At 68.6% G+C, this 26,399-nt stretch carries 21 protein-coding genes; 10 read left to right on the top strand and 11 right to left on the bottom strand.

Annotated elements, in window-relative coordinates; all coding sequences use genetic code 11:
* Window positions 1-140: 140 nt before the first annotated feature.
* Complete coding sequence (locus tag QZ483_RS01825) at window positions 141-1,184, bottom strand: DUF4192 family protein (protein ID WP_297081276.1); 1,044 nt, start codon at window positions 1,182-1,184, stop codon at window positions 141-143.
* Between the two features lie 131 nt (window positions 1,185-1,315).
* Here QZ483_RS01825 and QZ483_RS01820 point away from each other — a divergent pair, with 131 nt between their 5' ends.
* Window positions 1,316-2,392, top strand: a complete 1,077-nt coding sequence (locus tag QZ483_RS01820) for a polyprenyl synthetase family protein (protein ID WP_297081275.1) — start codon at window positions 1,316-1,318, stop codon at window positions 2,390-2,392.
* Window positions 2,393-2,413: 21 nt separating this feature from the next.
* Here the strand turns inward: QZ483_RS01820 and QZ483_RS01815 are convergent, their stop codons facing one another.
* Window positions 2,414-2,764, bottom strand: a complete 351-nt coding sequence (locus tag QZ483_RS01815) for an Rv2175c family DNA-binding protein (protein WP_297081274.1) — start codon at window positions 2,762-2,764, stop codon at window positions 2,414-2,416.
* A 169-nt stretch (window positions 2,765-2,933) separates the two neighbouring features.
* On the opposite strand from QZ483_RS01815, the gene QZ483_RS01810 reads away from it, so the two are divergent.
* The gene (locus tag QZ483_RS01810) at window positions 2,934-4,307 is read left to right on the top strand and encodes a LysM peptidoglycan-binding domain-containing protein (RefSeq protein WP_297081273.1); all 1,374 of its coding nucleotides are present in this window, start codon (window positions 2,934-2,936) and stop codon (window positions 4,305-4,307) included.
* Between the two features lie 63 nt (window positions 4,308-4,370).
* Window positions 4,371-6,332 (top strand): Stk1 family PASTA domain-containing Ser/Thr kinase, encoded by a 1,962-nt coding sequence (gene pknB / locus QZ483_RS01805; protein ID WP_297081272.1) that lies wholly within the window; start codon window positions 4,371-4,373, stop codon window positions 6,330-6,332.
* A 73-nt stretch (window positions 6,333-6,405) separates the two neighbouring features.
* On the opposite strand, the gene QZ483_RS01800 is transcribed toward pknB, so the two are convergent.
* From QZ483_RS01800 to QZ483_RS01785, 4 genes are read right to left on the bottom strand one after another with little or no spacing between them, the layout of a single operon-like run.
* A complete protein-coding gene (locus QZ483_RS01800) occupies window positions 6,406-7,752 on the bottom strand; it encodes a class II 3-deoxy-7-phosphoheptulonate synthase (RefSeq protein WP_297081271.1) in 1,347 nt (448 codons plus the stop codon).
* Window positions 7,753-7,756: 4 nt separating this feature from the next.
* Complete coding sequence (locus QZ483_RS01795) at window positions 7,757-8,956, bottom strand: pyrophosphate--fructose-6-phosphate 1-phosphotransferase (RefSeq protein ID WP_297081270.1); 1,200 nt, start codon at window positions 8,954-8,956, stop codon at window positions 7,757-7,759.
* Between the two features lie 56 nt (window positions 8,957-9,012).
* Window positions 9,013-9,729: a 1-acyl-sn-glycerol-3-phosphate acyltransferase gene (locus QZ483_RS01790; protein WP_297081269.1), complete on the bottom strand. Its 717-nt coding sequence runs from the start codon at window positions 9,727-9,729 to the stop codon at window positions 9,013-9,015.
* Between the two features lie 23 nt (window positions 9,730-9,752).
* Window positions 9,753-10,718, bottom strand: a complete 966-nt coding sequence (locus tag QZ483_RS01785) for an ROK family glucokinase (RefSeq protein WP_297081268.1) — start codon at window positions 10,716-10,718, stop codon at window positions 9,753-9,755.
* Between the two features lie 86 nt (window positions 10,719-10,804).
* Here QZ483_RS01785 and QZ483_RS01780 point away from each other — a divergent pair, with 86 nt between their 5' ends.
* Window positions 10,805-12,598, top strand: a complete 1,794-nt coding sequence (locus QZ483_RS01780) for a long-chain fatty acid--CoA ligase (RefSeq protein WP_297081267.1) — start codon at window positions 10,805-10,807, stop codon at window positions 12,596-12,598.
* Window positions 12,599-12,613: 15 nt separating this feature from the next.
* Here the strand turns inward: QZ483_RS01780 and QZ483_RS01775 are convergent, their stop codons facing one another.
* Window positions 12,614-12,808, bottom strand: coding sequence for a hypothetical protein (locus QZ483_RS01775; protein WP_297081266.1), 195 nt, complete (start codon window positions 12,806-12,808; stop codon window positions 12,614-12,616).
* Between the two features lie 77 nt (window positions 12,809-12,885).
* On the opposite strand from QZ483_RS01775, the gene QZ483_RS01770 reads away from it, so the two are divergent.
* Window positions 12,886-14,592: a DEDD exonuclease domain-containing protein gene (locus QZ483_RS01770; RefSeq protein WP_297081265.1), complete on the top strand. Its 1,707-nt coding sequence runs from the start codon at window positions 12,886-12,888 to the stop codon at window positions 14,590-14,592.
* 30 nt (window positions 14,593-14,622) lie between these two features.
* Here the strand turns inward: QZ483_RS01770 and QZ483_RS01765 are convergent, their stop codons facing one another.
* From QZ483_RS01765 to QZ483_RS01755, 3 genes are all read right to left on the bottom strand, one after another.
* A complete protein-coding gene (locus QZ483_RS01765) occupies window positions 14,623-19,170 on the bottom strand; it encodes an endo-1,4-beta-xylanase (protein WP_297081264.1) in 4,548 nt (1,515 codons plus the stop codon).
* Between the two features lie 242 nt (window positions 19,171-19,412).
* The gene (gene trpD, locus QZ483_RS01760) at window positions 19,413-20,453 is read right to left on the bottom strand and encodes an anthranilate phosphoribosyltransferase (protein WP_297081263.1); all 1,041 of its coding nucleotides are present in this window, start codon (window positions 20,451-20,453) and stop codon (window positions 19,413-19,415) included.
* Window positions 20,454-20,487: 34 nt separating this feature from the next.
* Entirely contained in the window at window positions 20,488-20,925 is a 438-nt protein-coding gene (locus QZ483_RS01755) for a hypothetical protein (RefSeq protein WP_297081262.1), read from the bottom strand.
* 113 nt (window positions 20,926-21,038) lie between these two features.
* Between QZ483_RS01755 and QZ483_RS01750 the strand changes: the two genes are divergently transcribed.
* The 5 genes from QZ483_RS01750 (at window position 21,039) to QZ483_RS01730 (ending at window position 26,088) form a co-directional block, all read left to right on the top strand.
* Window positions 21,039-21,671 carry a heme-copper oxidase subunit III gene (locus QZ483_RS01750; protein WP_297081261.1) on the top strand — a complete coding sequence of 211 codons (633 nt, stop codon included), beginning with the start codon at window positions 21,039-21,041 and terminating at the stop codon, window positions 21,669-21,671.
* 13 nt (window positions 21,672-21,684) lie between these two features.
* Window positions 21,685-22,470 (top strand): c-type cytochrome, encoded by a 786-nt coding sequence (locus QZ483_RS01745; protein WP_297081260.1) that lies wholly within the window; start codon window positions 21,685-21,687, stop codon window positions 22,468-22,470.
* Window positions 22,471-22,514: 44 nt separating this feature from the next.
* Window positions 22,515-23,540, top strand: coding sequence for a ubiquinol-cytochrome c reductase iron-sulfur subunit (locus tag QZ483_RS01740; protein ID WP_297081286.1), 1,026 nt, complete (start codon window positions 22,515-22,517; stop codon window positions 23,538-23,540).
* A complete protein-coding gene (locus QZ483_RS01735; protein ID WP_297081259.1) occupies window positions 23,540-25,258 on the top strand; it encodes a cytochrome bc complex cytochrome b subunit in 1,719 nt (572 codons plus the stop codon). The genes QZ483_RS01740 and QZ483_RS01735 overlap by 1 nt, the downstream gene beginning before the upstream one ends.
* A 224-nt stretch (window positions 25,259-25,482) precedes the next feature.
* Window positions 25,483-26,088, top strand: a complete 606-nt coding sequence (locus QZ483_RS01730) for a superoxide dismutase (RefSeq protein ID WP_297081258.1) — start codon at window positions 25,483-25,485, stop codon at window positions 26,086-26,088.
* A 103-nt stretch (window positions 26,089-26,191) separates the two neighbouring features.
* On the opposite strand, the gene QZ483_RS01725 is transcribed toward QZ483_RS01730, so the two are convergent.
* The coding region (locus QZ483_RS01725) for a DUF2238 domain-containing protein (RefSeq protein ID WP_297081257.1) at window positions 26,192-26,399 on the bottom strand (208 nt) is incomplete at its 5' end.

Genomic DNA, 26,399 nt, shown 5'->3' with positions numbered 1-26,399 from the left:
GTGTACTGGGAGGCACGGAAACCTCTCAGACGACCTCGGGAGCATGGGCGGCTCCTTCAGTCTCGCGCAAATCCATTCAAGTATAACGAAGAACCGTACCCGAGTGTTCCGCCTGACACGCCGAAACTCGTTCGGCCTCTTCACGTCGATGATCGACTCCATGCCGGTTCGAGCCCGGCCGCACAGACATCCGCGACGAGCCCCGCGAGCGTGTACTCAGGATCGCATTCCAGCGCCGCGTCCGCGGAATCCAACGCCGTCCTGACATCGCCGCTCCACCACGCGGCGACGGCCTCGAGGGCCAGGACTGCAGCCCGATCGCGGTTTCTGGCGTGCGCGACGGCCGAGCGGCACCACGCCAGGATGTCCCCGGTGTCCTCAGGCGCGGGCGGCAACCGGGCGTCGTCGCGCAGGGCGCCATCGAGCACTCGTGCCACTTTTGCCGTCGCCCGCCCTGCCAGGACATCGGCGACCGCGTCCGCTCCCCCGCCCAGCCACCGGACGATCACCCCGTCCCTGACGCGCACGTCCCGGATCGCGATGGTGGCACGACCGAGGGCGAGAACATCGTCGGAGCGGCCCATCGACTCGAGAACCAGGTCCAACGATCGCTGCCGCCACCCCTCCTGCTCTCGCCGCGCCCACCAGCGGTCGCCCGCGCGAGCGGCGCGCCTGCGCTCACGGGCGTCGGCGCGAAGAAGGTGAGCCGCACCCGGCGCCGTCCACTCCGCGCAGGTCGCGACGAGAGCCGACGCGGGGGGCGCCGCCGTCGCCTCCCAGGGCACGCGCGTGCCGTCCGCCGGACAGCACTGGGGGTCGGCACACCCGGGGACGCGATAGTGCTGCCCGTCGCACGTCCACATGTCGACGCGATCGACGGTGCCATCGATCGCGACGGCCAATCCGTCGGCCGCAGCGCACCCCAGAGGGACGGCCTCGGCAGTGAAGGACACGATGACGACCCGCGAGACTCGGTCGGCGCGCAGCCTCGCACGCACCCCGTCATGGATCTCGCGTGCAAGGTCCCCGATGAGCAGATCCGCCCTGTCGGCACGCATGACGGTGCCGAGCTCGCCGCCGGGCCCGAGCCCGATGACGACCACAGATTCGTGCGGGACGAAGCCCAGGAGGACGGGAATGGCGGCGATCAGCTCGCCCGGGCCTCGAATCACTCGCATGCTCATGCCGACGATCGTTGTCGGCGGCGGAGCGTGGGCGCACGCGGGCACCCACCGTGCTGTGGAGGGACCGGCGGGCACACAGGCCTGGGGACGACGCGTGCGGGCGGGAGTCCGTGACGCCCTAGTGTGGGGGCGTGACCGACTCCTTCGCGACCTGGAAGGCACGCACCGACGAGCGCATCGCCGCCACGCTCCGTGCGACGAGCGACGCCGTCAGGCCGGCGGGCCCGTCGCACGTGGACCTCACCGCTCCCTTGATCTCGCATTCGCGAGGCGGCAAGCGCCTCCGGGCTCTGCTCCTGTTGTCCTCGTACGTCGCTCACGGTGGCGATGACGACGACGTGGCGATCGAGGCCGCGGCGGCGCTCGAGCTGTTCCAGACCGCTGCCCTCCTGCATGACGACGTGCTCGACGACTCCGACATGCGCCGCGGCAAGCCTGCCGCTCATCGCGTGATCGCAGGGATCCACCGGAACCACGGGTGGTCGGGAGACTCCGACTCCTACGGAGCGGCTGGCGGCATCCTCGCCGGCGATCTGGCGCTGATGGCATGCCAGCGGTCGCTCGTGCGCGCCACCTCTCGCCTGACGCCGGGGACCGCATCCACCGTCGGCGAGCTGTTCTCGGACATGGCGGATCTCGTGACGGCGGGACAGTACGCGGACATGCGCGCCGCCGCCCAGCCGCTCGACGCGCTCGCCGATCAGGAGCAGGAGATCGTGTCCGTCATGCGGTCGAAAACCGCGTCGTATACGGCCGAGCACCCGCTCGGGCTCGGCGCGGCGCTGGCGGGAGCGTCGGCAGAACGCGTCGCGACGATGCGCGATGCAGGTGTCGAGCTCGGCATCGCCTTCCAGGTGCGCGACGACCTCTTGGGGCTCACCGGGTCGCCCGCGGTCACGGGCAAGCCCGCCGGCGACGACGTCCGCGAAGGCAAGCGCACGCTCGTGCTGTGGAGGGCATGGACCACGACCGACGACCACGGACGCGCCCGCATCGCGCGTGCGCTCGGCAACCGCACGGCATCGGACCACGACGTCGCCGATGCGGTGGCCACGATCACCTCGACCGATGCGGTGGCATGGTGCGAGGCGCAGGTCGCCGAGCGCGCCGCGGCGGCCCGGTCGGGCCTCGCATCGGCAGACCTCGACGCGCGCGGCGCAGGGCTCATCAACGCGCTCATCGACCGGGCGGTGGCCCGCTCAGCCTGAGCGCGAGTCGCCCGCACTCCGCTAGAACAGCGTCTGCGCCGCCCGCCGCACCGGCGCCCGCTTGCCGTCGCGCAGCGCCTGGAGGGGCGTGCTGCCGAGCTCCTCGGACTCGGAGGTCAGCCACTCCACGGACTCCTCGTCGGTGAAACCGCCGTCCGCGAGCAGCGTGAAGGTGCCGTGAAGCGTGGGGAGCACCCGCGGCCCTGACCCATCGTCGATGATGAAGTCCGCCGGCATGGACCAGGCCTGGTTGTCCCCACGACGGACCGCGACGATGGTGCGCAGCCTCAGCTGCTCGCGGATGTCGGAGGCACGCACGCCGAGCGCCTCGGCGAATTCCGGGACAGTGAGCCACGCGATCGAATCGTTCACGCCTCTCAGACTACAAACTCCCGGCACCTCGGCGGACACGTGGACTGCTTTCACCCCCGCACCGGCGACCGGCCACGTCCCCACCCTTGCCAATGCTCCATCGCGGGGTTACAGTCACATGTGTCACATCAGTCACATGAGACACATTTGTCTCAGTGAGGAGATCCTCGTGGGACGTCGCTCCTTCCGCACGCCCGGACCACGGACCGCCGCCATCGCTGTCGCTGCCGCACTGTCGACCAGCGCCCTGGGCGCGATCCCGGCGGCCGCAGACGAGTCGCACCGGGTCCAGCCTGGCGACACCGTGAGCGCTCTCGCTCACCGCTATGGCTCGTCCACCTCCGCGATCGTCGACGCGAACGGCCTCAACGCCCGAGCGATGATCGTGATCGGTCAGACACTCACCATCCCGACCTCGTCCGGCTCGTCAGCGTCGAAGGCCTCGCGCTCGGCGGGCATGCACACCGTCGTCGCGGGCGACACCGTCTGGGATCTCGCGCGCCGCTACGGCACCACGGTGTCCGCGATCATCAAGGCGAACAACCTCGGCAGTGGCGCCGTCATCCGCGTGGGCCAGACGCTCACGATCGACGGCGCCTCGGGAGGAACGGGTGGTGGTTCGAACGCGTCGGGTGCCACGACCGTGGCGTCGACGACCGCGTCCGGCGCCACCAGTCACACCGTCGCGAGCGGTGACACGGTGTGGGACCTCGCCCGCCGCTACGGCGTCTCGGTCGCAGCCATCACCCGAGCCAACGATCTCGATGCGCGCGCGACCATCCGCGTGGGCCAGAAGCTGTCGATCCCGGGCGGCACCGCCGCGGGCACCTCGCCCGCCACATCGGGGGGCGCTGCTCCCCAGCTCGCCACCGGCGACAACCTGGGCGACTTCGGCGGCACCACCCAGACCTACACCGTGGTCGCTGGCGACACCCTCGCGAGGATTGCCTCGCGCTTCGGCGTCTCGACCTCGTCGATCGTCAGTGCGAACGGCATCAAGAACCCCTCCCTCATTCGCATCGGCCAACGGCTGACCATCCCCGGCGGAGTGCCCTCGGGCCTCGTGGGCGACACCTTCCTGGGCCGCACCTACTCCGCGCCGGTCGTGGGAGCCGCGAACCAGAACAAGGCCACGCTCAACGCGATGGACGTCCCTACGCGCGACGAGATGCAGGCGATGATCGTCGCCACGGCTCGGCAGTACGGCGTCGACCCTGCCCTGGCCCAGGCCATCGCCTACCAGGAGTCCGGCTTCAACATGCGGGCGGTCTCCCCCGCCAACGCGATCGGCGCCATGCAGGTCATCCCCAGCACGGGCGCGTGGGTCTCGGACCTGGTGGGCCGGGAGCTGAACCTCCTGGTCCCGCAGGACAACGTCACCGCTGGCGTCGCTCTCCTGAGCCACCTGCAGCGCGGGGGACGCTCGCTCGAGACTGCGATCGCGGGCTACTACCAGGGCGAGGCGGGCGTCAGGAAGTACGGCATGCACGCCGACACCCGCCAGTACGTGGCCTCCGTGCTCGCCCTCATGAACCGCTTCTAGTCCAGCACGATGCCCGGCGCGGGTGTCGCCGATTCACTCACCGGCCAGCCTAGAATGACCTTTGTGTCCGACACGATGACCGACCCGCTGATCGGCCGTCTTATCGACGGCCGCTACGAGGTGCGCGAACGCATCGCTGCGGGGGGCATGGCGACGGTCTACGTGGCACACGATCAGCGCCTCGAGCGGGACGTCGCGCTCAAGGTCATGCACCCGCACCTCGCCGCAGACGCGAGCGAGTCGGACTTCGTCGCCCGCTTCCAGCGCGAAGCCAAGGCCGCCGCGCGGCTCACGCACCCCGGCATGGTCCGCGTGTATGACCAGGGCATCGATGGCTCGGTCTCGTACCTGACCATGGAGTACGTCGAGGGCGAGAACCTGCGCGAACGCATGTCCCACGAACTGACCCTCACGGTCGGCGACTCCCTCGCGATCACCGAGGCCGTGCTCGACGCCCTGGCCGCCGCGCACAACAAGGGCCTCGTGCACCGCGACGTGAAGCCGGAGAACGTCCTGCTCGACGACACCGAGCAGCCCAAGCTGGCCGACTTCGGCCTCGCGCGCGCCGTCACCGAGGTCACGAGCACGACGTCGGGAATGCTCCTCGGCACCGTCGCCTACCTGGCCCCCGAGCTGGTCGCCAGCGGCGACGCCGATGCCCGCGCCGACGTCTACGCGGCCGGCATTCTGCTGTACGAGATGGTGACCGGCCGGCAGCCCTTCACTGCGCAGACTGCGCTCGGCGTCGCGTCACGCCACGTTCACGAGGACGTCCCGCCGCCGTCCGCTGCCGCCCCGTGGCTGCCACCCGAGCTCGACGAGCTGGTGGCGTCGTTCACCGCGAGGGAGGCATCCGTGCGGCCGGCAGACGCCGGCGCCGCCCTGGGCCTCGTGCGTGCCGCGCGCACTCTCATCGACGAGCCCACCCTCGCGCGCCGGGCCGATCCCCCGTCGGGCGCGGTCCCCGTGCAGCACGACGAGGGCGAGACCACGGTGCTCGAGGACCAGCCCGCGGGCTCGACCATCGCGCTGCCGATCGGCCTGGGCGGCGACGCGATCGCGGTCGATGTCATGGATGCCGAGCTGCTGGACGACCCCGAGGCCATCGAGCCCGAGGAGAACAAGCACCGCGCTGGCTGGTGGCTGGGAGCCGTCTTCGCGACGCTCCTGGTCCTGGGCGGGCTGGGCCTGTGGTGGTACAACTCCGTGGGCCCCGGCGCCTATACCACGGTGCCCTCGGTGCAGGGCGAGCCGGAGGACGCGGCACGCGGCATCCTCGAGGGCCTGGGCTTCTCCGTCATCATCGACAACGAGTTCCACGACACGATCGCCCAAGGCATCGCGATCGGCACCGAACCGACCATGAACTCGCAGGCGCCGGATGGCAGCGAGGTCGTCCTGGTGGTCTCCGACGGCGCCCGCGAGGAGACCGTGCCCGCGGTCCTCGGGCTGTCCGAGGATGACGCCATCACCGAACTGCGCGACGCTGGCTTCCCCGTGGGCGAGACCGACCGCACGTTCTCCGACACGGTTCCGCAAGGCATCGTCACGGGGATCTCCGAGGAGGAAGGCTCCTCCATCCGGCATGACACCGAGATCTCGCTCGAGGTGTCCGACGGTCCCGCGCCCATCGAGGTGGCGGACGTGGTCGGCTTGATCGAGGAGGACGCGATCGCGCGCCTCGAACGCGACGCCATGGATGTCACCGTGACCTACGAGCGCACGCTCGACCAGCCCGAGGGCTACGTCTTCAGCCAGGACCCGTCTGCCGGCGCCGAGGGCACCAGGACCCAGGCGATCACCATCGTCGTGTCCGAGGGGCCGCCGCTGGTTCCGGTGCCGGACTTCACGTACAACCGCGTCGAGCAGGCCACCACCGAGCTCGAGGAGCTGGGCCTCGAGGTCAACCTCGAGGCGGCGAACGTGTGGCCGTGGACCACGCCGGAGTTCGTGGTCGATCAGCGGCCGGATCCCGGCACCGAGCTCGAGGTCGGCGACACCGTGACGCTCATCTACGACAGTTGACGCCAGACGCAACGGAGGGCCGAGGCGCGGGTCCCCCCGCGCATCGGCCCTCCGCAGTTCTGGGGTCGCTTGACTAACGCGCGCTCAGCAGCTCCGACACCTTGAACGCCATCTCCAGCGACTGCTGGTGGTTGAGGCGCGGGTCGACCTTGGTCTCGTAGCGCCGGGCGAGCCCGTCGTCGTCGATCTCCTCGGTGCCGCCCATGACTTCGGTGACGTCGTCACCGGTGAGCTCGACGTGGAGCCCTCCAGGGACGGTGCCGGCCGCGCCGTGCACCTCGAAGAAGCCGGTGACCTCGTCGAGGATGGTCTCGAAGCGACGGGTCTTGAAGCCCGAGTCCGACGTGAACGTGTTGCCGTGCATCGGGTCCGTCAGCCAGGTCACGTTGAGCCCTGCGTCCCGCACGCCCTCGACGAGCGGCGGCAGCGCCTCACGCACGTGCTGAGCGCCCATGCGCGCCACGAACGTGATGCGCCCCTCGACGTTGTCGGGGTTGAGCTTCTCCGCGAGCGCAACCGCATCGGTCACCGTGGCCGTCGGGCCCAGCTTGACGCCGATCGGGTTGTGGATCCTCGACATGAACTCGACGTGCGCCCCGTCCAGCTCGCGCGTGCGCTCGCCGATCCACAGGAAGTGCGCCGAGCAGTCGTACGCCCGACCAGACCGCGAGTCGATGCGCGTGAGCGCTCGCTCGTAGTCGAGCAAGAGCGCCTCGTGGCTCGAGAACAGGTCGACGGTCTTGAGCGCATCGAAGTCCCCGCCCGCGGCGCCCATGAAGCGCACCGCGCGGTCGATCTCCGCCGCCATGCGGTCGTACGCCGAGTACGCCGGGTTCGCCGCGAAGCCCTTGTTCCAGGCGTGCACGAGCCTCAGGTCGGCGAAGCCTCCCTGCGTGAACGCGCGGATCAGATTGAGCGTCGATGCGGACACGTGGTACGCGTCCATGAGCCGCTCGGGGTTCGGAACACGGGCCTCCTCGGTGAAGGCGTGCGAGTTGACGATGTCGCCCCGGTACGTGGGCAGCGTGACGCCATCGCGCGTCTCGGTGTCCGCCGAGCGCGGCTTGGCGTACTGCCCGGCCATGCGTCCGATCTTGACCACCGGCGTCGACGCGCCATAGGTCAGGATCACCGCCATCTGCAGGATGGTCTTGATCTTGTTGCGGATCCGATCCGCGGTCGCCTCCGCGAAGATCTCCGCGCAGTCGCCGCCTTGCAGGACGAAGGCCTCGCCGCGGCCCGCGGCCGCAAGATGCTCGCGCAGCACGTCCGCCTCGCCGGCGAACACCAGCGGAGGGACCTGCTCGAGTCGGGGGGTGACGCGCGCGAGCGCGTCCTGGTCAGGCCACGTCGGCTGCTGCTTCGCCTCGCGTGTGCGGTACGAATCGACGCCGGCGGCCTCGAGGGCTGCCTCGTTCATCCGGTCAGGCCTGGCCAATCTCGCTGAGGGTACGCGTGTACCAGGGCGTCTCGATGTCGAACGGCTTGTGCCCCGCGATGCGCGGGAACGCGATCGACTTCAGACGGCCGCCGTCCTCCTCGTCGTGGCCGATCACGCCGGCCTCGCCCTTGAAGGCGCATTCGACCGCGTAGTCGGTCATCGACTTGATGAGGCGCAGGTCTTGCGCGTTCGCGCGTGCGGAGCGCGAGAAGTAGCCCGACTTCTGGACCATGACCTTCTCGGCGCCGATGCGCTCCGCGAACTGCTTGGCGAACCACTGACCGGGGTTGATGTCGTCGAGACGCACGTGGCCGAAGGGGTCGCGAGCGACCTCGCCGCCGGACTCCTCGATCTCCTTGACGATCTCGGGCACGCCGGCGCCTTCGGAGAGGAAGATGTTGACGTTGCCGACCTCGTCCATGACGGCCTTGAGGCGCGTCGCCTCGGCGTCCAGGTCGATCGACTGCTCCGGCACGTACAGGCCGTGGATCTCCCAGCGCTCTCGCGACAGGCCGATCTCCGGCACGAAGTCGAGCGTGTCGAGCCACTGGCGGTACTTCAGGGCCGAAGCTGCGGTGAGCCAGCCACAGGCGCGACCCATGACCTCGTGCACGATCAGCATGCGGGGGCCCGAGCGGTGCTCGCCGATGACGTTCTGCGCGAAGACGCTGGCCTGCTCGGCCGCGCTCCATGCGCCGAGCGACTGCTTGATAGGCACCACGTCGTTGTCGATGGTCTTGGGCAGGCCCACGACGGTGAGGTCGTAGCCGTTGTCCTTCAGGAACGCTGCGAGGTCCGCAGCGGTCGTGTTGGTGTCGTCGCCGCCGATGGTGTGCAGCACGTCGACGCCGTCAGCCTTGAGCTGGTTCGCGGCGACCTCGAGCGGGTTCTCGCCCTCCTGCACCAGGCCCCGCTCGACGCAGTCCTCGGCGTTGGTGAGCTTCACGCGCGAGTTGCCGATGGGCGATCCGCCGAACTCGTGGAGGATGCCGGCCTTCTCGCGCACCTCATCGGACACCGTGACGTACTTGCCCTGCAGCAGTCCCCAGTAGCCGTGCTGATAGGCGATGATCTCGACCTCGGGAGCGATCTCCGAGTAACGACCGATGAGACCGCCGACGGCGGAGGACAGGCACGGGGCGAAACCGCCTGCGGTGAGCAGGGCGACACGACGGACCGACATGGTGAACCTTTCTTGGGTGTGGTGTAACCCGCCCATTCTAGGGGGGTCACTGGAGGTCAGGCAGAGGGACCTTCGGCACCCCTGGAGCGCTTCTCGAGCTCGCGCTTGTACTGCGCGGCATCGCGATCGGCATACTCCTGGCCGGACAGTTCCTGGATGGCCTTCATGACGGCGTCAGTGACGTCGCGCAGCACCTCGCGGTCGTCCTGACGGCCCGCGTGGGCATCGAGCCGGATCGCCGGGCCGATGCGCACGCCGATGTCCGTACGGCTCGGCACCTTCTGACCGATGGGCTGGGCGACGTCCGTGCCGATCATCGCCACGGGGATGATGGGGACGCCGGCCTCGATCGCCATGCGGGCGAGGCCCGTCTTGCCTCGGTAGAGCCTGCCGTCGGGGCTGCGAGTGCCCTCGGGGTAGATGCCGAGCAGCTCTCCCGACTGGAGCACCTGGAGACCGGTGCGCAGCGCCGCCTCGGAGGCCCTCCCGCCGCCGCGATGCACGGGAATGGTGCCGACGCCCTCCATGAACGCACGCGTCGCGTAGCCCTTCACGCCCTTGCCGGTGAAGTACTCGGACTTGCCGAGGAAGACAACCTTGCGCTTGATGACGAGCGGCAGGAAGAACGAGTCAGAGACCGCCAGGTGGTTCGACGCCAGGATCGCCCCGCCCGTCTCGGGGATGTGCTCGGTGCCCTCCACCCACGGACGGTAGTAGCCCTTCAGCGGGGGCCCGATCAGCACATGCTTGAACAGCGTGTAGTAGGCGCTCATGCCGTGACGGCTCCTCGCTTCCCTCAGTCCTGCGTCAGCCCGGCCTCGCGGGCGAGTGCCGCAGCGCCGACGATGCCGGCGTCATTGCCCATGGCCGCGGCGACGATTGGTGCGACGGGCCGGTGTCCGAGAGCCGGCAGGTGCTCGAGGTACGACTCGCGGGCCGGGGCCAACAGCATCTCCCCCGCGCCGATCACTCCCCCACCCACGACGAAGGCCTCGGGGTCGAGCACCGCGGCGAGCGATGCCGATCCGGCGCCGATCCACTCGCCGAGCTCCGCAAGGAGCTCGATGCCGAGCTCGTCGCCGTCCTCGGCCGCGGCCGTCACGTGCGGCCCGATGATCTTCGCGGGATCGCCGCCAGCGCGTGCGATCAGGCCCGCTGCACGCACGGAACGCTCGGTGGCGGCGCGGCGCGCCTCGCGCACGAGCGCGGACCCGGAGGCGTACTGCTCCCAGCAGCCACGGTGGCCGCAACCGCACGGGTGCCCGCCCGGCTTGACGCGCAGGTGGCCCAGCTCGGCAGCGAAGCCGTAGGCGCCGCGCAGGAGCTGGCCTTCCGAGATGATCGCCGCTCCCAGTCCGGTGCCGATCGTCAGCATGATCATGTGCCGCACGTCGCGGCCCGCGCCGTACCGGTACTCTCCCCAGCCGGCGGCGTTCGCGTCGTTCTCGACCACGACCCGGACGTCATCGCGCCCGATGAGCGCCTCGACCTTCTCCGCGAGGTCGTACTCGCGCCACGCGATGTTCGGCGCGAAGAGCACGCGGCGGCGATCCGACGACACGAAGCCCGCAGCAGCAAGCCCCACGTGGTGGAACTCGTGGCGCTGCGCCAGCTCGGCCACGGCATCGGCGATCGCGGCGTCGATGCTCGCGGCGTCCTCCGGCTGAGTCTTGCGACGCACCTTCTCGACGATCACGCCATCGTTGTCCACGACGCCCACCGCGATCTTCGTACCGCCGATGTCGACGCCGATGGCATGCATGAACGAGTTCTCCTTAGCGGGTAGGTCGGGACTCACCGAAAAGAGTATCGTGAGCGGCACCATCCTGACTGCCAACGGAGACACCCATGGGAACCCCGGCGATCGACTATCCGCCCAGCATCATCGCGCTCGTCACCGCCGCGTGGACCCAGCACGCGGACAGGGTGGTCATGCGATATCCCGACGCTGATGACGCATGGGTGGATGTGACGGGCGCTCAGGCACAGAAGCACGTCAACGACGTCGCGAAGGGCTTGATCGCGATGGGCGTCGCCACGGGTGACCGGGTCGCCATCTTGTCTCGCACGCGCTACGAGTGGACCATCCTCGACTTCGCCATCATGTCCGCTGGCGCTGTTCCTGTGCCCATCTACGACACGTCTTCCGAATCACAGATCGACTGGATCACCTCGGACGCCGGGGTCAAGGTCGTCGTGGCCGAGACGGCCGAGCACACCGCGCGCGCACGGGCCGCGGCCGCGGACGAGGAGAGCCCCCTCGAGACGGTGCTCACCATCGACGACGGCGCCCTCGACGATCTCGTGGCCCAGGGAACAGGCGTGAGCGACAGCACGCTGGCGGAACGGATCGCGACGCTCAGCCACGAGTCGCTCGCGACCATCATGTACACGTCGGGGACCACGGGGAGGCCCAAGGGCGTGAGGCTCACGCACTTCTCCTACGTCCGTCACATCACCGGCATCCAGGACAAGATGGGCGCCGTCCTCTTCGAGGAGGGCGCCTCGACGGTACTGTTCCTGACCCTCGCGCACTCGCTCGCGCGCCTGGTCGAGATCGCGCTGGTCGCGTCGGGCATGGTCATCGGGTTCTGCCCCGACCCGTCGAAGCTCGTGCCGGCGATGCAGTCCTTCCACCCCACGCTGGTGCTCGCGGTTCCCCGCGTGTTCGAGAAGGTCTACAACGCGTCCGAGCAGAAGGCCGCCGAAGGCGGCAAGGTCAAGATCTTCCGCTGGGCCGCGAAGCAGGCGATCGACTACTCGAAGGCGCTCGACGCCGGCGGGCCGGGCATGGGACTGAGGCTGCGCCACGCGGTCGCGGACAAACTCGTGCTCGCGAAGATCCGCGAGGTCCTGGGCGGCCGAGCGCACTGGGCCATCTCGGGTTCGGCGCCGCTGGGCGACCGCCTGGGCCACTTCTACCGAGGGCTCGGCCTGACCGTGCTCGAGGGCTACGGCCTCACCGAGACAAACGCCGCGTCGCACGTGAACCTCCCCGAGCTGTCGAAGATCGGCACCGTCGGACCGCCGCTGCCCGGCATCGAGGTCACGATCGCGGAGGACGGCGAGATCCTGATGCGCGGCGAGCAGCTCTTCGAGGGCTATCACCACAACCCCGACGCGACGGCCGCCGCGATTCAGGACGGGTGGTTCCACACCGGCGACATCGGCAACCAGGACGAGGACGGCTACCTCACGATCACGGGACGCAAGAAGGAGATCATCGTCACCGCGGGAGGCAAGAACGTCGCGCCCGCCGAGCTCGAGGACCGCGTCCGCTCGTACGTCCTCGTGAGCCAGTGCGTGGTCGTTGGCGACGCGCAGCCGTTCATCGCCGCTCTCGTCACCCTCGACGCGGAGGCGCTGCCCGGATGGCTCAAGAGCAAGGGCATGGAGCCGATGACCGTGGAGCAGGCCGCGAAGGACGAGCGCATCCTCGCCCGTGTGCAGAACGCCATCGACCGTGCGAACACCGCGGTCTCCAAGGCTGAGTCCGTGCGCACCTTCCGCGTCCTCGACGACGACCTCACCATCGATAACGGCATGCTGACGCCGTCGATGAAGGTGAAGCGCGCGAGGGTGCTGGAGAAGTACTCCCACGAGATCGACGCGATCTACACGTCGAAGCACTCCCAGCGCTGACAACCCGCGGGGTCCTCAACTGGCCCGCTCCCCTGGGACCAGGCGCAGCGGCGGCACGAGCCCGCCCTGCACCATGGCGTCCACCGCAGCGGCCTGATCGTCGTCCATGTGGACGGGTTCCGGCTGGCGCACCGGGATCGTGAGGAAGGACACGACGCAGTCGCCGCAGGCCTTTCCCCGGACCTCGCATGAATCGCAATCGATGATCATGCCTCGCAGGCTATGACGGGCCTCTGACATTGGCCTCGGAAGTCCGCTTTGTCAGTGGACCGGGTTACCGTCTGACCATGACCGCACCCGCACAGGCGAGCCTCGTCGACATCGGCGAGCCCCTGTCGAGCACCACGTTCGTCGTGGTCGACCTCGAGACCACCGGTGCGTCGCCGAACGACTGTGCGATCACCGAGATCGGCGCGGTCAAGACCCGCGGCGGCGAGGTCATCGGCGAGTACCAGACGCTGGTCGACCCGGGCATGGCGATCCCGCCGATGATCGTGGCGCTCACCGGCATCACCGATGCCATGGTGACGGCCGCGCCTCGCATCCACGAGGTGCTGCCCAGCTTCCTGGAGTTCCTGGGCGACGCGGTTCTCGTGGCCCACAATGCTCGGTTCGACGTGGGCTTCCTGAGGGCCGCCTGCACGGCCGAGGGGTACGCGTGGCCTCACCCCGAGGTCGTCGACACCGTCACGGTCGCGCGCCGCGCTGTGACCAAGGAAGAGGCGCCCAACCGCAAGCTTGCGACTCTGGCGCGAGTGTTCGGGACTCGTGTCACGCCCAATCACCGGGCTCTCGAGGACGCTCGCGCCACGTCGGAGATCCTCCACGGCATGCTCGAGAGGCTCGCGGCATTCGGCATCACCCACCGCGAGGACCTCGACGCTCTGCGCAACCCGGTGCCGAGCACGGTGCGCCGCAAGGCCACCATGGCCGACCGCCTCCCCACCAAGCCCGGCGTCTACGTCTTCCGCGGACCCCGGGGCGAAGCGCTGTACGTCGGCACGTCGCGCAACCTGCGCTCCCGCGTGAAGTCCTACTTCACGCGAGGCGAGAGCCGCCGCGGGATCCGAGAGATGCTCGAGCTCGCCACCGACGTCGACACGACCGTGTGCGCGACCGAACTCGAGGCCAACATCCTCGAGGTGCGGATGATCGACCAGCACCGGCCGCGGTACAACCGACGCTCCATGCGACCGGAGCAGACGGCCTGGGTCAAGCTCACCGACGAGCGCTACCCGCGACTGTCTGTGTCCCGCTCAGCTTCGGGTCAGGCCGGGTGGCTCGGGCCGATGCGCTCGGCGGGCGCCGCGCGGGAGGCGATCTCCGTGCTTCAGGACGCCCTCGCGATCAGGACCTGCACGACGCGACTGCCGATCGTGCCTCGCGCGGGCGCGCGCGCGTGTCTGCTGAAGGACACCGGCGCCTGCTCGGCGCCGTGCGTTCGGGGCGAGGACGCCGACTACGGCGAAGTCACGTCCGCCGCCGGGGCCGCTGTCGACGGCGAGGTCTCGGTCGTGGTCGACAGACTCGAGTCCGCAGTCGCCGCGTATGCCGAGTCGCTCGATTACGAGCGCGCCCGCGAGGTCCGCGACGGACTCAGCTCGCTGATCGATGGCGCGATACGCCAGCAGCGCCTACGGTCGCTCCGGGCGTGCCGCATCGTCGCTGTTCGCCGCATCGACGACCGGTGGGACGTGATCTCTGTCGCCAGTGGATGCCTGACGGGCTCGCGTCGGGTCGAGAGCGGAGTGTGGAACGCGGCCAGTGAACTGCGCGACCAGGCGGCCGATCTCGATCTGGGCCTCACGCCGCTGATCGAGGAGCAGGAGCTCATCCTGCGGTGGCTCGAGGCGCCGGGGACACGCCTGCTGTATGTCGACGGCGAGTGGAGCTCCCCTGTCGCGGGGCCCGGGCGCTACGGCAGGTGGGTCGAAGCGCGTCGATCCGACCGCGACACCGTGGGAGATACGGACAGGCGCCGGTCCCCGCGCTGACTGCTCGGCGCGGGGACCGGACGGCTTCGCTCAGCGCGCGTCGGCTCGCAGGCGACGCGAGCTGAGGACCATCGTTCCGCCTGCCAACAGGAGCAGCAGCGCGACGGCCACAGGAATCTGGAAGCCTGGCGCTCCCGTGTCCGACAGAGCTGCGTCGGACGCCACGATGCTGATGGGCGCCCACCCGAGCACGTTCCCCTCGGCGTCGTAGACCGCGATCGTATGCTCCCCTAGCGCGGTCGACAGAGGAATCGTCACGCTCAACGTGCCTTCAGGTGACACGATGCCCGTGCCGATCAGTTCCGGCTCCGAGTACAGGACGGTGAACGACGAGGTCCCGCTGTGCTGTGTCCCTACGCCCAGCGTGATCCGCTGACCGGGCCTCGCCGACCCCGGAGCCACGAGCTTGCCGTTGGGCAGCTCGAGTACGCCATCCTCGTTGAGGAAGGGCGGCGCACCGTTCCCATGGCCCGGGCCGCCACCGGGGTTGCCGCCGCCATTGCCGGGCTTGCCGCCGTTGCCGGGCTTGCCGTCCTCGGCTGCGACCAACCGGGCCACGCCCCAGCGAGCGGTGGACTGATACCCGGCGCCCGTCGGGTCCGCCCAGTCGCGGATCGCGTCGCGCGCGCCCGCGGTGGCGTCGTTCACCTGGACGTCGAGCCCGTGGAACGTTCCCTCCCCTCCGTACTCGAGGAGCGAGATCGCCGCCTCGACCGCGTAGCCTCCATCGATGACCGAGGTCGCCGATTCGACCCGGTTGGCCTGGAACGTCTCGTCGCCGGTGCCGAACGACACCACGTTGTCCGCGTTGATGCGGATCTGCGTGTCGTCGTAGCGGTACGCGCCGTTCTTGAAGTTCCCAGCGTCGACGTAGATCTCGACGGAATCCTGGATCCAGGGGTCGGATCCGGACACGTCGATCACGTCGTCGGCGATCTCCGCGTAGACGTAGAGGGTGGTGCCCTTCCAGAGCGTGTGGAAGGTGCCGATCGCACCACCGGTGCCGGAGACCTCTTTGAGAGTCTCCATCATGGAGGCGCCGCTCCACAGAGACTCCTTGTCACCGTCGATCACCGGCGCCTCGTCCGCCTCCGGGATCTCGGTGTACGACAACTCCTCCACCAGCGTGAGCGTGCCGGTCACGCCGGGAGTGTTCCAGCCATGGGTGTCCGAGCCGTCGACAATGCGAGCATCGAATTCGATCGTGTCACCCTCCGCGGCTGCCGCGAGCGGGATGTGCACAACTGCGTCGTAGCCCGTGCCGGTCTCGTTGATGACGCCGTCCACGTCGCCCGCACCGTCCCGCCCCAACGTGAAATCCGTGGTGCCGAGCGTGAACTCGAGACCGTCAGCCGCATCGGCCGTGCCGTCCTCCACGGTCACGTACACCGTGAGGTGATCCTCGGCCCAACGGAACTGGAAGTCGCCGTGACCCTCGAGGGGCAGCAGTGGCAGCCGCTCCCACACGGGCGACGTGGTGGCGTCTCCGTCGAGCGCTACGGAGCCCGCGAAGACGTTGGCCGTCCGCAAGCGCGGCGGCAAGGGGTCCGTGCCTCCTTCGCCGTCGACGATGCCGTAGTACGCCGGCTTCGCCTGGAAGCCATCATCGAACACGAGCGGACCGCCGTTGTCGTCGCGCCAGCTCCTGGAGTCGATCAGGCCCCACACGGTCGCGCAGAACAGGTCGTCCGCGTACGTGCGGAAGATCTCGAAGGCGTCGCGGTAGTAGTAGCCCTGGTCGATGAACTTCGCCTCGGACTCAGGCACTCCGGTGGTCACGTCGAGCTCGGTCACGGCCTGGATCAGGCCCAGCGCCTGTGCATCCACGATCGCCTGCTCGAGGTTGGACACCGGGAGCGATAGGTTGACGTGGAACTGGTGGCCGACGCCATCGATGGGTGCCCCGCGCGTGATCAGACGCTGGATGAGGCCCAGGTAGCGGCCGCGCTTGCCCGACTGCTCGGTGTTGTAGTCATTGATGAACAACGTGACCGGCCGGTCCGCGCCCGAGGCCGCGTGGTCCACGTTGAACGCCTGGTCCGCGAAGTGGAAGGCGTCGTCCACGAACGTCTCGCCCAGGATCTGGTACCAGTACGAGCGGCGCATGCCGTCGTCGTACGCGGCCGAGTCGTCGATGACCTCGTTGACCACATCGAACGCGACCACGGGGTTGTCGCCGCCGAACTCGCCCCACGCGCTGAGGTACTCAGCGACGTTGTCGATGTGCTCCTCCATGCGCGACCGCAGCAGCTCGCGGTCTGCGGGGACGTCGCCGTCGAGCCACGTGCCGTCGTCGCGCTGGAAGAAGAAGTCGGGCGTCTGGCTGTGCCACACCAGCACGTGTCCGTACAGTCCCAGGTCGTTCTCCTGCGCGAAGTCCATGAGCGCATCGATCTCGCCCGAGTTGGGCGACCAGTTGCCGTCTGCGTCGTACCAGGCCTCGGGCTTCATGAAGTTCTCCGGCGTGATCTGATCGAAGTGCTTGAGCAGCAGCTCTGCGGGAGCACCCACCGTCTCGCGCGAGTCGATCGCGACGCCCATGGGGAACGGCACCGTGTCCTTCAGCGGTGTCAGGTCCTGCACCACGGGCGGCTCGGGCACCACGCCACTGATGTCGTCGACGTAGAACGTCGAGGTGTTGCCCGCGGCGCCGCCGTCATACGCAGTCTCGAAGTAAATCCACGCTTGGTCACCCGCGGCGACCGACGGCATCGTGAAGGTGCCGGTGACCGTGACCCACTCGCTGTTCGACATGCCCGAGAACTGCCCGAGCGTCGAGAACGTGGATTCGCCATTCTGCAGCGACATCCAGATGTCTCCGGCCTCCTCGCCATCAGCGAAGCGGAAGGATGCCGTCACCTCGTACTGCGCGCCGGTCTCGAGCAGATCCGTGACCTCGATGCGGATGCCGTGACCCTGGGACGTGCGGTTGACCACGGCCGCCGAGTGATCAGGGCTCTGCGACTGCGCGGTCGACAACTCGACCCCGGGTGTGGGCGCTCCATCGGGCACCTCGGCGCCGTTGTCACGGAACTCCCAGCCGTCAAGCCCGCCGTTCTCGAAGTCGGTGCTGAACGCGATGGTGCCCGGCGGAGGGCCGTCGCCTCCTCCGTCGCACGAGGTCTCCTGAGTGATGGTCACGTCGTCGACGAGGAAGTCGGCGAGCGAGCCCCCCGACTCGAAGTACAGGACGGACGGAGGCGTCGACGGGTCGACGGTGTACTGACCGGAGAGCTCCACCCATGCGCCGGCGGTGATCGCGGCACGATTGCCGACCCAGGGGTACTCGTTGTCGGCTCCGGGGGTCTGCATGCCCATGTTGAGCTCGGCACCGTCGTCGGCGGAGTCGACGAGCTTCACGGATGAGGTGACCGTGTACGTACCCTCCGTGACCAGCGAGCTCACGTCGAGTTGGGCGCCGTTCCAGTTCGCGGTGCGTCCGGAGACCGCCATGCTGCCGGCCTCGTCGTCGCCCTCGGCACCGTTGTGCGCCACCGAAGCGCCGCGACCCGACCAGGGGTCGATGCCGGCGTCGAACGCGTACGAGCCGATCACGACGGTCTCAGGCTCGCACGGATCCGGGTCGGGACCGCTGCCGCACGGCGCCGTCACGAGGATGTCGTCGACCAGGTAGTCGTCCAGGGACGCGACCTCGATGTACACCTTGGCGGTGCCGATGCTGTCTGAGCCAAAGGTGAACGTCCCCGAGACCGTCGTGGGCGTCGCGCCAGCGATCGCGGTGTCGCCCACCCAGTTGTAGACATCTCCGGTCGATTCGTCGAAGGCGATGAAGCGCGCGTTGGCGGCCTCGGGAACCTCGACCACAGCCGAGAAGGTGTACTCGACTCCCGGGTCGAACTCGCCCGTCGGCGACTGGATGCCGAAGTGAGTCGCGGTGCGCTCCGTGATCTCGAGCACGTTGTTGGTCCCGGAGCCGTCGTCGACCACGGCGAGCGTGGCGGCATCGTTGGCGATCCAGGTGCCCGTGGTGCCGTCTTCGAAGTCGATCGACGTGAAGGGCTCGCACGGCTCCGGTTCAGGGTCGACGGAGTCCTCCGCCACCACCGAGAGGTCGTCAATCAGCAGCCCGTAGGGATCGTCGGGATCGGCGTTGTCCGAGCCGATGAACACCTTCCACCCGGACGCATCGCCAGCCGGGAACGTGTACTGCCCCGTCACGGTGGTCCACTCACCATCGGTGACCGTGGTGTTGCCCACCCAGTCCCACGTGGTCGTGTCATCCGTGGCGACGAACCGCACCCCCGCATCGGCCGCCCCATCCTCGAGCCGAGCCTTCATCGAGAACGTGTAGGTCTCTCCACCGGTGAACACACCACCGAGCGCGATGCCCTCATAGTCAGCGGCCCGGGTGATCGACAGCACCGTCCCATCCGTCACGTAGTCCAGCACCGGCGACCCATTCGCCACCCAGTCACCCGTGGACTCATCCTCGAAATCCACCGAGGAGACAGTGGTCGCCGCGACGGCGGTGGTCGAGAAGGCTGGCACGAGGCCGATGGTCGCCGCCAGCAGGCCACACAGGGCGAGGGACACGGCGGGGCGGACTGAGAACCGCATGAGCGCTCCTTTACGCGTTCGATTCAGGCATCGCACCGCGGAGCGCTGACGACGCGCGGCGCCACCACGACCCCACGGCGGGCCGGTTCGAAAACGATATCGATGCGATCGTGCAAGTCCAACGGAATGCCGGAATCGGCACGAAAGTTGCGTGCGGCCCGCCTGCATACGTGCCTGGAGCAGGGACGATGCGGGTGTCAGCAGCCGAGGCCGCTCAGTCGCGGCGGCTCAGGCTTGAGTGGTCAGGCGCGAGTGGCGGCAACCCAGCGGTCGAGCACGTCCGCGGCCGCGCCGGAGTCAATCGCCCGCTCAGCCAGTGCCATCGCGGCGCTGAAGCGCTCGACGATGCTGCCGGACGCCGTGCCTTCGAGCGTCGCGTCTGCCACGATGCCCGCAGCGGCGTTGAGCACCACCGTGTCGCGCACCGGTCCGGCCTTGCCTGCGAGCAGTTCGCGGGCGACCTGGGCGTTCTCCTCGGCCTCACCGCCGCGCAGGTCCTCGAGGGAGATCCGGGCACGACCCAGGTCCGCCACGGGATCGAGCCGCAGCTCCGTGACTTCTCCCCCGCGCACCTCCCACACAGTCGCGGCGCCCGTCGGGGCGAGCTCGTCAAGACCGTCGTCGCCGTGGAACACGAGCGCCTCGCGCCCCTGCGACGCGATGACGCCGGCCAGCACCGGCGACACCCGCATGCTCGACGATCCGATCGCCGTCGCCTGCGGCTGCGCGGGGTTGGTCAGCGGCCCCAGGATGTTGAACGTCGTGGGGACGCCCATCTCCTTGCGAATGGGCATCGCGAAACGCATCGACGGGTGGAACACCTGCGCAAAGCAGAACGTGATGCCCACCTCGGTGGCGAGCTCGGCCACGCGCTCAGGAGACGCCTCGAGGTTGACGCCCAGCGCAGCGAGCACGTCTGCGCTGCCCGACTTGGACGTCGCGGCGCGGTTGCCGTGCTTGACCACGGTCAATCCGGTGCCCGCGATGACGAGCGAGGCCATGGTCGAGATGTTGACGGTGTGAGCGCCGTCGCCACCCGTGCCGACGATGTCGACCGAGCGGCCCGGAACCTCGAAGCGCACAGCGTGGTCGAGCATCGCCTTCGCGAGGCCCGCGACCTCCGCAGGGGTCTCCCGCTTGACGCGCAGCGCCGCGAGAAAGGCGGCGACCTGCACCGGTGATGCCGAGTCCGTGAGGACGTCGTCCATGACTGCGGCCGTCTCCTCAGCGGTCAGGTCCTCGTGCTCGACCAGACGCGACAGCAATGACTGCAGGGTGGCCACGGCGCCTCCTCGACGGTGGGTGCTGGGGGAAGACTCAGGCGGAGTGCTCGGCTGGGGCGAAGAAGGAGTCCACGGTGTCGCGCACCGCAAACGGGTCAAGCGGGTGCGCCACTGCGGCGTCCGCCTCGGACCACGTCGCGAGCCAGGCGTCTCCCGGACGGCCCACGAGCAGCATGATCTGCGGGCAGTCGTAGATCTCGTGCTTGATCTGGCGGCAGATGCCCATGCCGCCGGACTTCGCCGCCTCGCCGTCGAGGATCAGCAGGTCGAAGCGCTGGTTGTCGACGGCGTCGATCACGGCGTCGTGCGTGGCCGTCTCGAGCCACTCGATCTGGCGGCCGTGAGTCGCGGATCCGACCGCGAACCGCACCTTATCCCGCACGTTCCGGTCGTCGCTGTACAGAAGGATGCGAGCCTTCGCCGCTCCCACCGAGGAATCGCCGCGCTTCGCCACGTCACCAGTGCCAGTCATGGCGTCCATTCTGGCACGATCCGGACGGCATGCTGCCGGTCGCGTCGGGAACGTCCGGAACTGTCCGCGCGTTCTGGCTTCTAGGACCTAAGTCTTAGGCAATAATGGGTCGCATGTCCCACGCGACGACGACTGTGCCGTCTCCCATCCATGCGACGCGCCCGAATCAGGTAGCAGTAGGAACGATCGTCTGGCTCAGCTCTGAGCTGATGTTCTTCGCCGGACTGTTCGCCATGTACTTCACCCTGCGTGCGCAGGTCCCTGAGGTCTGGGCTGAGCAGACGGAACTGCTGAACATCCCCTTCGCTCTGGCCAACACCACAGTCCTGGTGCTGTCGTCCTTCACGGCGCAGGCGGGAGTGTTCGCGGCCGAGCGCTACCAGCGCCGCCGCGAAGGCTCGATCTGGAACGTGCGCCGCTGGGGCATGCACGAGTGGTTCGTGCTCACCTACATCATGGGCTCGGTGTTCATCGCGGGCCAGGTGTACGAGTACGCCGCTCTGGTGTCCGAGGGGCTGACGATCTCGTCGAGCCCGTACGGCTCCGTGTTCTACCTCACCACCGGCTTCCACGGCCTGCACGTGCTGGGCGGCCTCATCGCCATGCTCTTCGTGCTGGGCCGCTCGTTCACCGCCAAGAAGTTCGGCACGCACGAAGCCACCACCACGATCGTCGTGTCCTACTACTGGCACTTCGTCGACGTGGTCTGGATCGCCCTGTTCGCCGTGATCTACCTGGTTCAGTAGGGATACTCACCTGATGCATTCGATCGCCCGCAGGCGTCATCACCGCGCAGCCCCGCTGCTGCTGGTCCTGGCACTGCTCGCACTCATCACGGGCATCGCGGCCATCGCCGCGCCCACCCCCGCCACCGCCACCACGGAGGCATCAGCCGAGGACGTCGCCGACGGCGAGCGGCTGTTCGCCGCCAACTGCGCGTCCTGCCATGGGCTCGACGCCCAGGGCCAGGACGGCGTCGCGCCGTCGCTCGTGGGCGTGGGCGCCGCCGCAGTCGACTTCCAGGTGGGCACCGGCCGCATGCCGATGCAGGCCTCCGGGCCTCAGGCGCCGGCCAAGCCGGTGCAGTTCTCCGACGAGCAGATCGCGCAGCTCGCAGCGTGGGTCGCGTCGCTCGGTGCCGGCCCGGCGATTCCCACGGCCGAGCAGGTCGACCCCGAGCTGGGCGACGCCGCGAACGGCATGCTGGTCTTCCGCACCAACTGCGCGATGTGCCACGGCTCGATCGGTGGCGGCGGCGCCCTGACACAGGGCAAGTTCGCCCCGTCGCTGCTGGAGACGACTCCGACCCACATCTACGAGGCGATGCTGACCGGCCCGCAGTCGATGCCCGTGTTCAACGACGCGAACGTCACTCCGGAGCAGAAGCGCGACGTCATCGCCTACCTCGACTTCCAGAGCAACGGCTCGCCCGGCGGTCTCAGCCTTGGCGCCATCGGACCGGTGTCCGAGGGCATGTGGGCCTGGATCGTCCTGCTCGGACTGATCATCGCAAGCACCATCTGGGTTGGAGCCCGTTCCTCATGAGTGCCCCTGAACACAGCACTGAACACGAGACCGACCTCGACCCGATGAACGGTCACGAAAACCCCGGCCTGGGCTACCACCGCCCGCGCCGCTCCGACGTCGATGACAAGGCGGACAAGAAGGCCGAGCGCCAGGTCGCGGCGCTGTTCGGGCTCTCCGCCCTCGGCACCGTGGTCGCGATCTGGGCGTACTTCTCGCTCAACGACATCGACCCTGGCGACGTCGACTCGATCCGCCAGGTCAACATGTGGATCGGCATCGGCACCTTCCTCGCCATGATCGGCATCGGTCTGGGCGCGATCCACTGGGCCAAGACCCTCATGCGCGACCACGAGATGACCGAGGACCGCCACGAGCTCCGCAGCTCGGATGAGGCCCGCGAAGGCGCGATCCAGAACCTCAAGGACGGCGTCGAGGACTCCGGTCTGGGCGGTGCGAAGCGACGCAGCGTTCTCAAGGGCTCGCTCATCACTGCGCTGGCGATCGCTCCTCTGGGCATCCTAGTCCCGCAGATCGGGAACATGGGTGGCGACTGGAACGTGTCGAAGTTCCGCCACACGCTGTGGGGTCCTGGAGTCCGCCTCGCGCGCGACCCCGACGGGGCTCCCATCCGGGCGGCGGACGTCACCATCGGCTCGGTGTTCCACGTCATCCCCGAGGGGCTGAACGACCTCGACCACCACCACCTCATCTCCGAGAAGGCCAAGGCCGTGGTGCTGCTGGTCAGGCTCGACCCTGCCGACCTCAAGATCCAGGAGGGACGCGAGGACTGGTCCTTCGACGGCATCGTCGCGTACTCGAAGATCTGCACGCACGTCGGATGCCCCGTCGCGCTCTACGAGCAGCAGACCCACCACCTGCTGTGCCCGTGCCACCAGTCGACCTTCGACGTCGCCGACGGCGCCAAGGTGGTCTTCGGACCCGCCAAGCGGCCGCTCCCGCAGCTTCCCATTGCGGTGGATGACGACGGCTACATCGTCGCCCAGGCTGACTTCGACGAGCCCATCGGCCCGTCCTACTGGGACCGCCTCAAGGGCGGCGACGCGACTGTCGAGGAGGAGAGCCACTGATGGGCACCAAGCTGAACTCCGCCGCGGCCGGCACCGCCAACTACGTCGACGAGCGCACGTCGATCGGCGGCTTCGTCAAGTTCTTCGCGCGTAAGCTCTTCCCGGACCACTGGTCCTTCATGCTCGGCGAGATCGCGCTGTACTCGTTCGTCGTGCTGCTGCTCTCGGGCGTGTTCCTCACGGCCTTCTTCGTGCCCTCGATGACCGAGGTCCACTACGAGGGTCCGTTCGCCACCATGCACGGCGTCGCGATGACGGAGGCCTTCGCCTCGACTCTCAAGACGTCGTTCGAGGTTCCCGGCGGTCTGCTGATCCGCCAGATCCACCACTGGGCGGCGCTCCTGTTCCTGGCGGCGATCATGGTGCACATGTGCCGCGTGTTCTTCACGGGCGCGTTCCGCAAGCCGCGCGAGCTCAACTGGCTCGTGGGCTTCACCCTGATGATCCTCGGTCTCGCGGCCGGCTTCACCGGCTACTCGCTCCCGGACGACGTCCTCTCCGGAAACGGCCTGCGGATCATCGACGGTGTGATCAAGGGCGTGCCGATCATCGGCACCTACATCTCGTACTGGCTGTTCGGCGGCGAGTATCCGGGCACGGACATCATCCCCCGACTTTTCACCGCGCACATCCTGTTGGTGCCCGGCCTCATCCTCGCGCTGGTCGCGCTGCACCTGTTCCTGGTGTTCCTGCACAAGCACACGCAGTACCCGGGTGGAGGCAAGAGCCACCGCAACGTCGTGGGGCTTCCGCTGTTCCCGGTCTACACGGCCAAGGCGGGCGGCTTCTTCTTCGTGGTCTTCGGCATCATCGCCCTGGTCGCGTCGCTGTTCACCATCAACCCCGTGTGGAACTACGGCCCGTACGACCCCTCCCCCGTCTCGGCAGGAACCCAGCCCGACTGGTACATCCTGTTCGTCGACGGCCTGCTGCGCATGTGGCCAGGATGGCTCTTCGGCCTCCCGACGGAGTGGGTGATCGGCGGCTACACGCTGTCCCTCAACATACTGATCCCGGCCGCCGTCGTTCCCGCGCTGTTCTTCGGGTTCATCGCGCTGTACCCGTGGATCGAGGCCTGGGCCACCGGAGACCGCGGCGAGAAGCACGTGCTCGATCGACCGCGCAACGTCCCGGTCCGCACCGGCATCGGTGTCGCGATGATCACCTTCTACGTGATCCTGGTCATCGAAGGCTCGAACGACATCGTCGCGAACCTGTTCCATCTGTCGCTCAATGACATCACGATCTTCTTCCAGTGGGGTGTGTTCATCCTGCCGCCGCTGGCGTTCTGGATCACCAGGCGCATCTGTCTGGGTCTGCAGCGCAAGGATCGCGAGCTCGTGCTCCACGGACACGAGACGGGCACCATCGTCCGCTACGAGCACGGCGAGTACATCGAGGTGCACGAGCCCCTCGACGAGCAGGAGCTGTGGCTCCGGGTGTCGTACGAGAACTACACGCCGCTCGAGATCGCGCCCGAGCTCAACGACCACGGTGTCGCCCGCAAGGGCTACCGCTGGGATCGCTTCAAGCAGGCGCTGTCGCGCTTCTACTTCGAGGAGCGCATCGAGCCTGTCACCGCGGCCGAGCTGGAGGAGGCGCGCCACCACCACGACGAGCACGCGCCTCACGGTCTCGACGAGGCCGCTGAGGCAGAGCAGGCGGACGAGCGCCTCGACGCCGAGTGGGAGCAGGTCGACGGCGGCGCCAAGAAGTAGCCAGCCACCGCATCGGCTGAACGAAGGGCCGGTCACCCGTCACGGGTGACCGGCCCTTCGTCGTTCCTGGCGCACGCGAACGCCTTCCGGGGAATCCTCAACCCCTCCGCGAGGTTGACACCCACGGGTCCTGTCGCCTTGTCGCAGCGCACGGCGATAGGCTCGACGAGTCACCCCGGAAACCATGCGCGGCGCCCCTCGCCGCGCTCGAAGCAGGAGGAACAATGGCTGACTACACACTGCCCGACCTCACGTACGACTACGGCGCGCTCGACCCGCACATCGCCGGCGAGATCATGGAGCTGCACCACAGCAAGCACCACGCCGCGTATGTGGCCGGTGCGAACACCGCGCTGGAGAAGATGGCCGGGGCGCGCGATTCCGGAGACTTCGGAGCCATCGCCGGCCTTGAGAAGGCCCTCGCCTTCAACCTCGGCGGCCACACCAACCACTCGGTGTTCTGGACCAACATGTCGCCCGACGGCGGCGACAAGCCCACGGGCGAGCTGGCGGCGGCGATCGACGCGGCCTTCGGCTCGTTCGACAAGTTCAAGGAGGAGTTCGCCAACGCCGCGGCCACCCGCTTCGGCTCCGGCTGGGCATGGCTGGTGAAGAAGGACGACGGCTCGGTGGCGGTGTGCTCGACCGCCAACCAGGACAGCCCCTGCATGGGCGAGGCGGTCGCCGGCTGCTCGGGCAAGCCGCTGCTCGGCCTCGACGTCTGGGAGCACGCCTACTACCTCAACTACCAGAACCGCCGGCCCGACTACATCGCCGCCTTCTGGAACGTGGTGAACTGGGACGCGGTCGCCGAGCGCTTCGCCGCCTGACGCTTCCGAACGGATTTCGAAACGACACGGCCGCACGGGTTGACCTGCCCGCGCGGCCGTTCTCTTTTCCTCGCCCGGACTCGGGTGGAACCCCTCGGCGGGGTCAGCCGACGCGATCCAGACGGGCGATCGAGCGGTCGTGCGGCGCGTGGAGCAGGAGCAGCGCGGCGAGCGCCCCGATCAGGGCGCAGAAGAGGTCGGACTGGGTGTCCCAATGGTCGCCCTGGGTGCCGAGGAAGGACTCCGCGGCCTCGGCGGAAACCAGCGCCGCCGCCCACTCGAGCAGCTCGTAGACGGCGCTGATCGCGAGG

The sequence above is a fragment of the uncultured Demequina sp. genome (assembly GCF_913055775.1).
Classification (GTDB): domain Bacteria; phylum Actinomycetota; class Actinomycetes; order Actinomycetales; family Demequinaceae; genus Demequina.
This window is presented reverse-complemented; position numbering and strand designations above follow the sequence as displayed.

What these genes read in the sequence shown, in the direction of transcription:
- QZ483_RS01730 (WP_297081258.1), top strand. Translation starts at nt 25,483, where the DNA reads ATGGCTGACTACACACTGCCCGACCTCACGTACGACTACGGCGCGCTC.
- QZ483_RS01795 (WP_297081270.1), bottom strand. Translation starts at nt 8,956, where the DNA reads ATGTCGGTCCGTCGTGTCGCCCTGCTCACCGCAGGCGGTTTCGCCCCG.
- QZ483_RS01745 (WP_297081260.1), top strand. Translation starts at nt 21,685, where the DNA reads ATGCATTCGATCGCCCGCAGGCGTCATCACCGCGCAGCCCCGCTGCTG.
- QZ483_RS01735 (WP_297081259.1), top strand. Translation starts at nt 23,540, where the DNA reads ATGGGCACCAAGCTGAACTCCGCCGCGGCCGGCACCGCCAACTACGTC.
- QZ483_RS01765 (WP_297081264.1), bottom strand. Translation starts at nt 19,170, where the DNA reads ATGCGGTTCTCAGTCCGCCCCGCCGTGTCCCTCGCCCTGTGTGGCCTG.
- QZ483_RS01785 (WP_297081268.1), bottom strand. Translation starts at nt 10,718, where the DNA reads ATGCATGCCATCGGCGTCGACATCGGCGGTACGAAGATCGCGGTGGGC.
- QZ483_RS01770 (WP_297081265.1), top strand. Translation starts at nt 12,886, where the DNA reads ATGACCGCACCCGCACAGGCGAGCCTCGTCGACATCGGCGAGCCCCTG.
- QZ483_RS01790 (WP_297081269.1), bottom strand. Translation starts at nt 9,729, where the DNA reads ATGAGCGCCTACTACACGCTGTTCAAGCATGTGCTGATCGGGCCCCCG.
- QZ483_RS01825 (WP_297081276.1), bottom strand. Translation starts at nt 1,184, where the DNA reads ATGAGCATGCGAGTGATTCGAGGCCCGGGCGAGCTGATCGCCGCCATT.
- QZ483_RS01750 (WP_297081261.1), top strand. Translation starts at nt 21,039, where the DNA reads ATGTCCCACGCGACGACGACTGTGCCGTCTCCCATCCATGCGACGCGC.
- QZ483_RS01800 (WP_297081271.1), bottom strand. Translation starts at nt 7,752, where the DNA reads ATGAACGAGGCAGCCCTCGAGGCCGCCGGCGTCGATTCGTACCGCACA.
- QZ483_RS01740 (WP_297081286.1), top strand. Translation starts at nt 22,515, where the DNA reads ATGAACGGTCACGAAAACCCCGGCCTGGGCTACCACCGCCCGCGCCGC.
- QZ483_RS01775 (WP_297081266.1), bottom strand. Translation starts at nt 12,808, where the DNA reads ATGATCATCGATTGCGATTCATGCGAGGTCCGGGGAAAGGCCTGCGGC.
- QZ483_RS01780 (WP_297081267.1), top strand. Translation starts at nt 10,805, where the DNA reads ATGGGAACCCCGGCGATCGACTATCCGCCCAGCATCATCGCGCTCGTC.
- QZ483_RS01755 (WP_297081262.1), bottom strand. Translation starts at nt 20,925, where the DNA reads ATGACTGGCACTGGTGACGTGGCGAAGCGCGGCGATTCCTCGGTGGGA.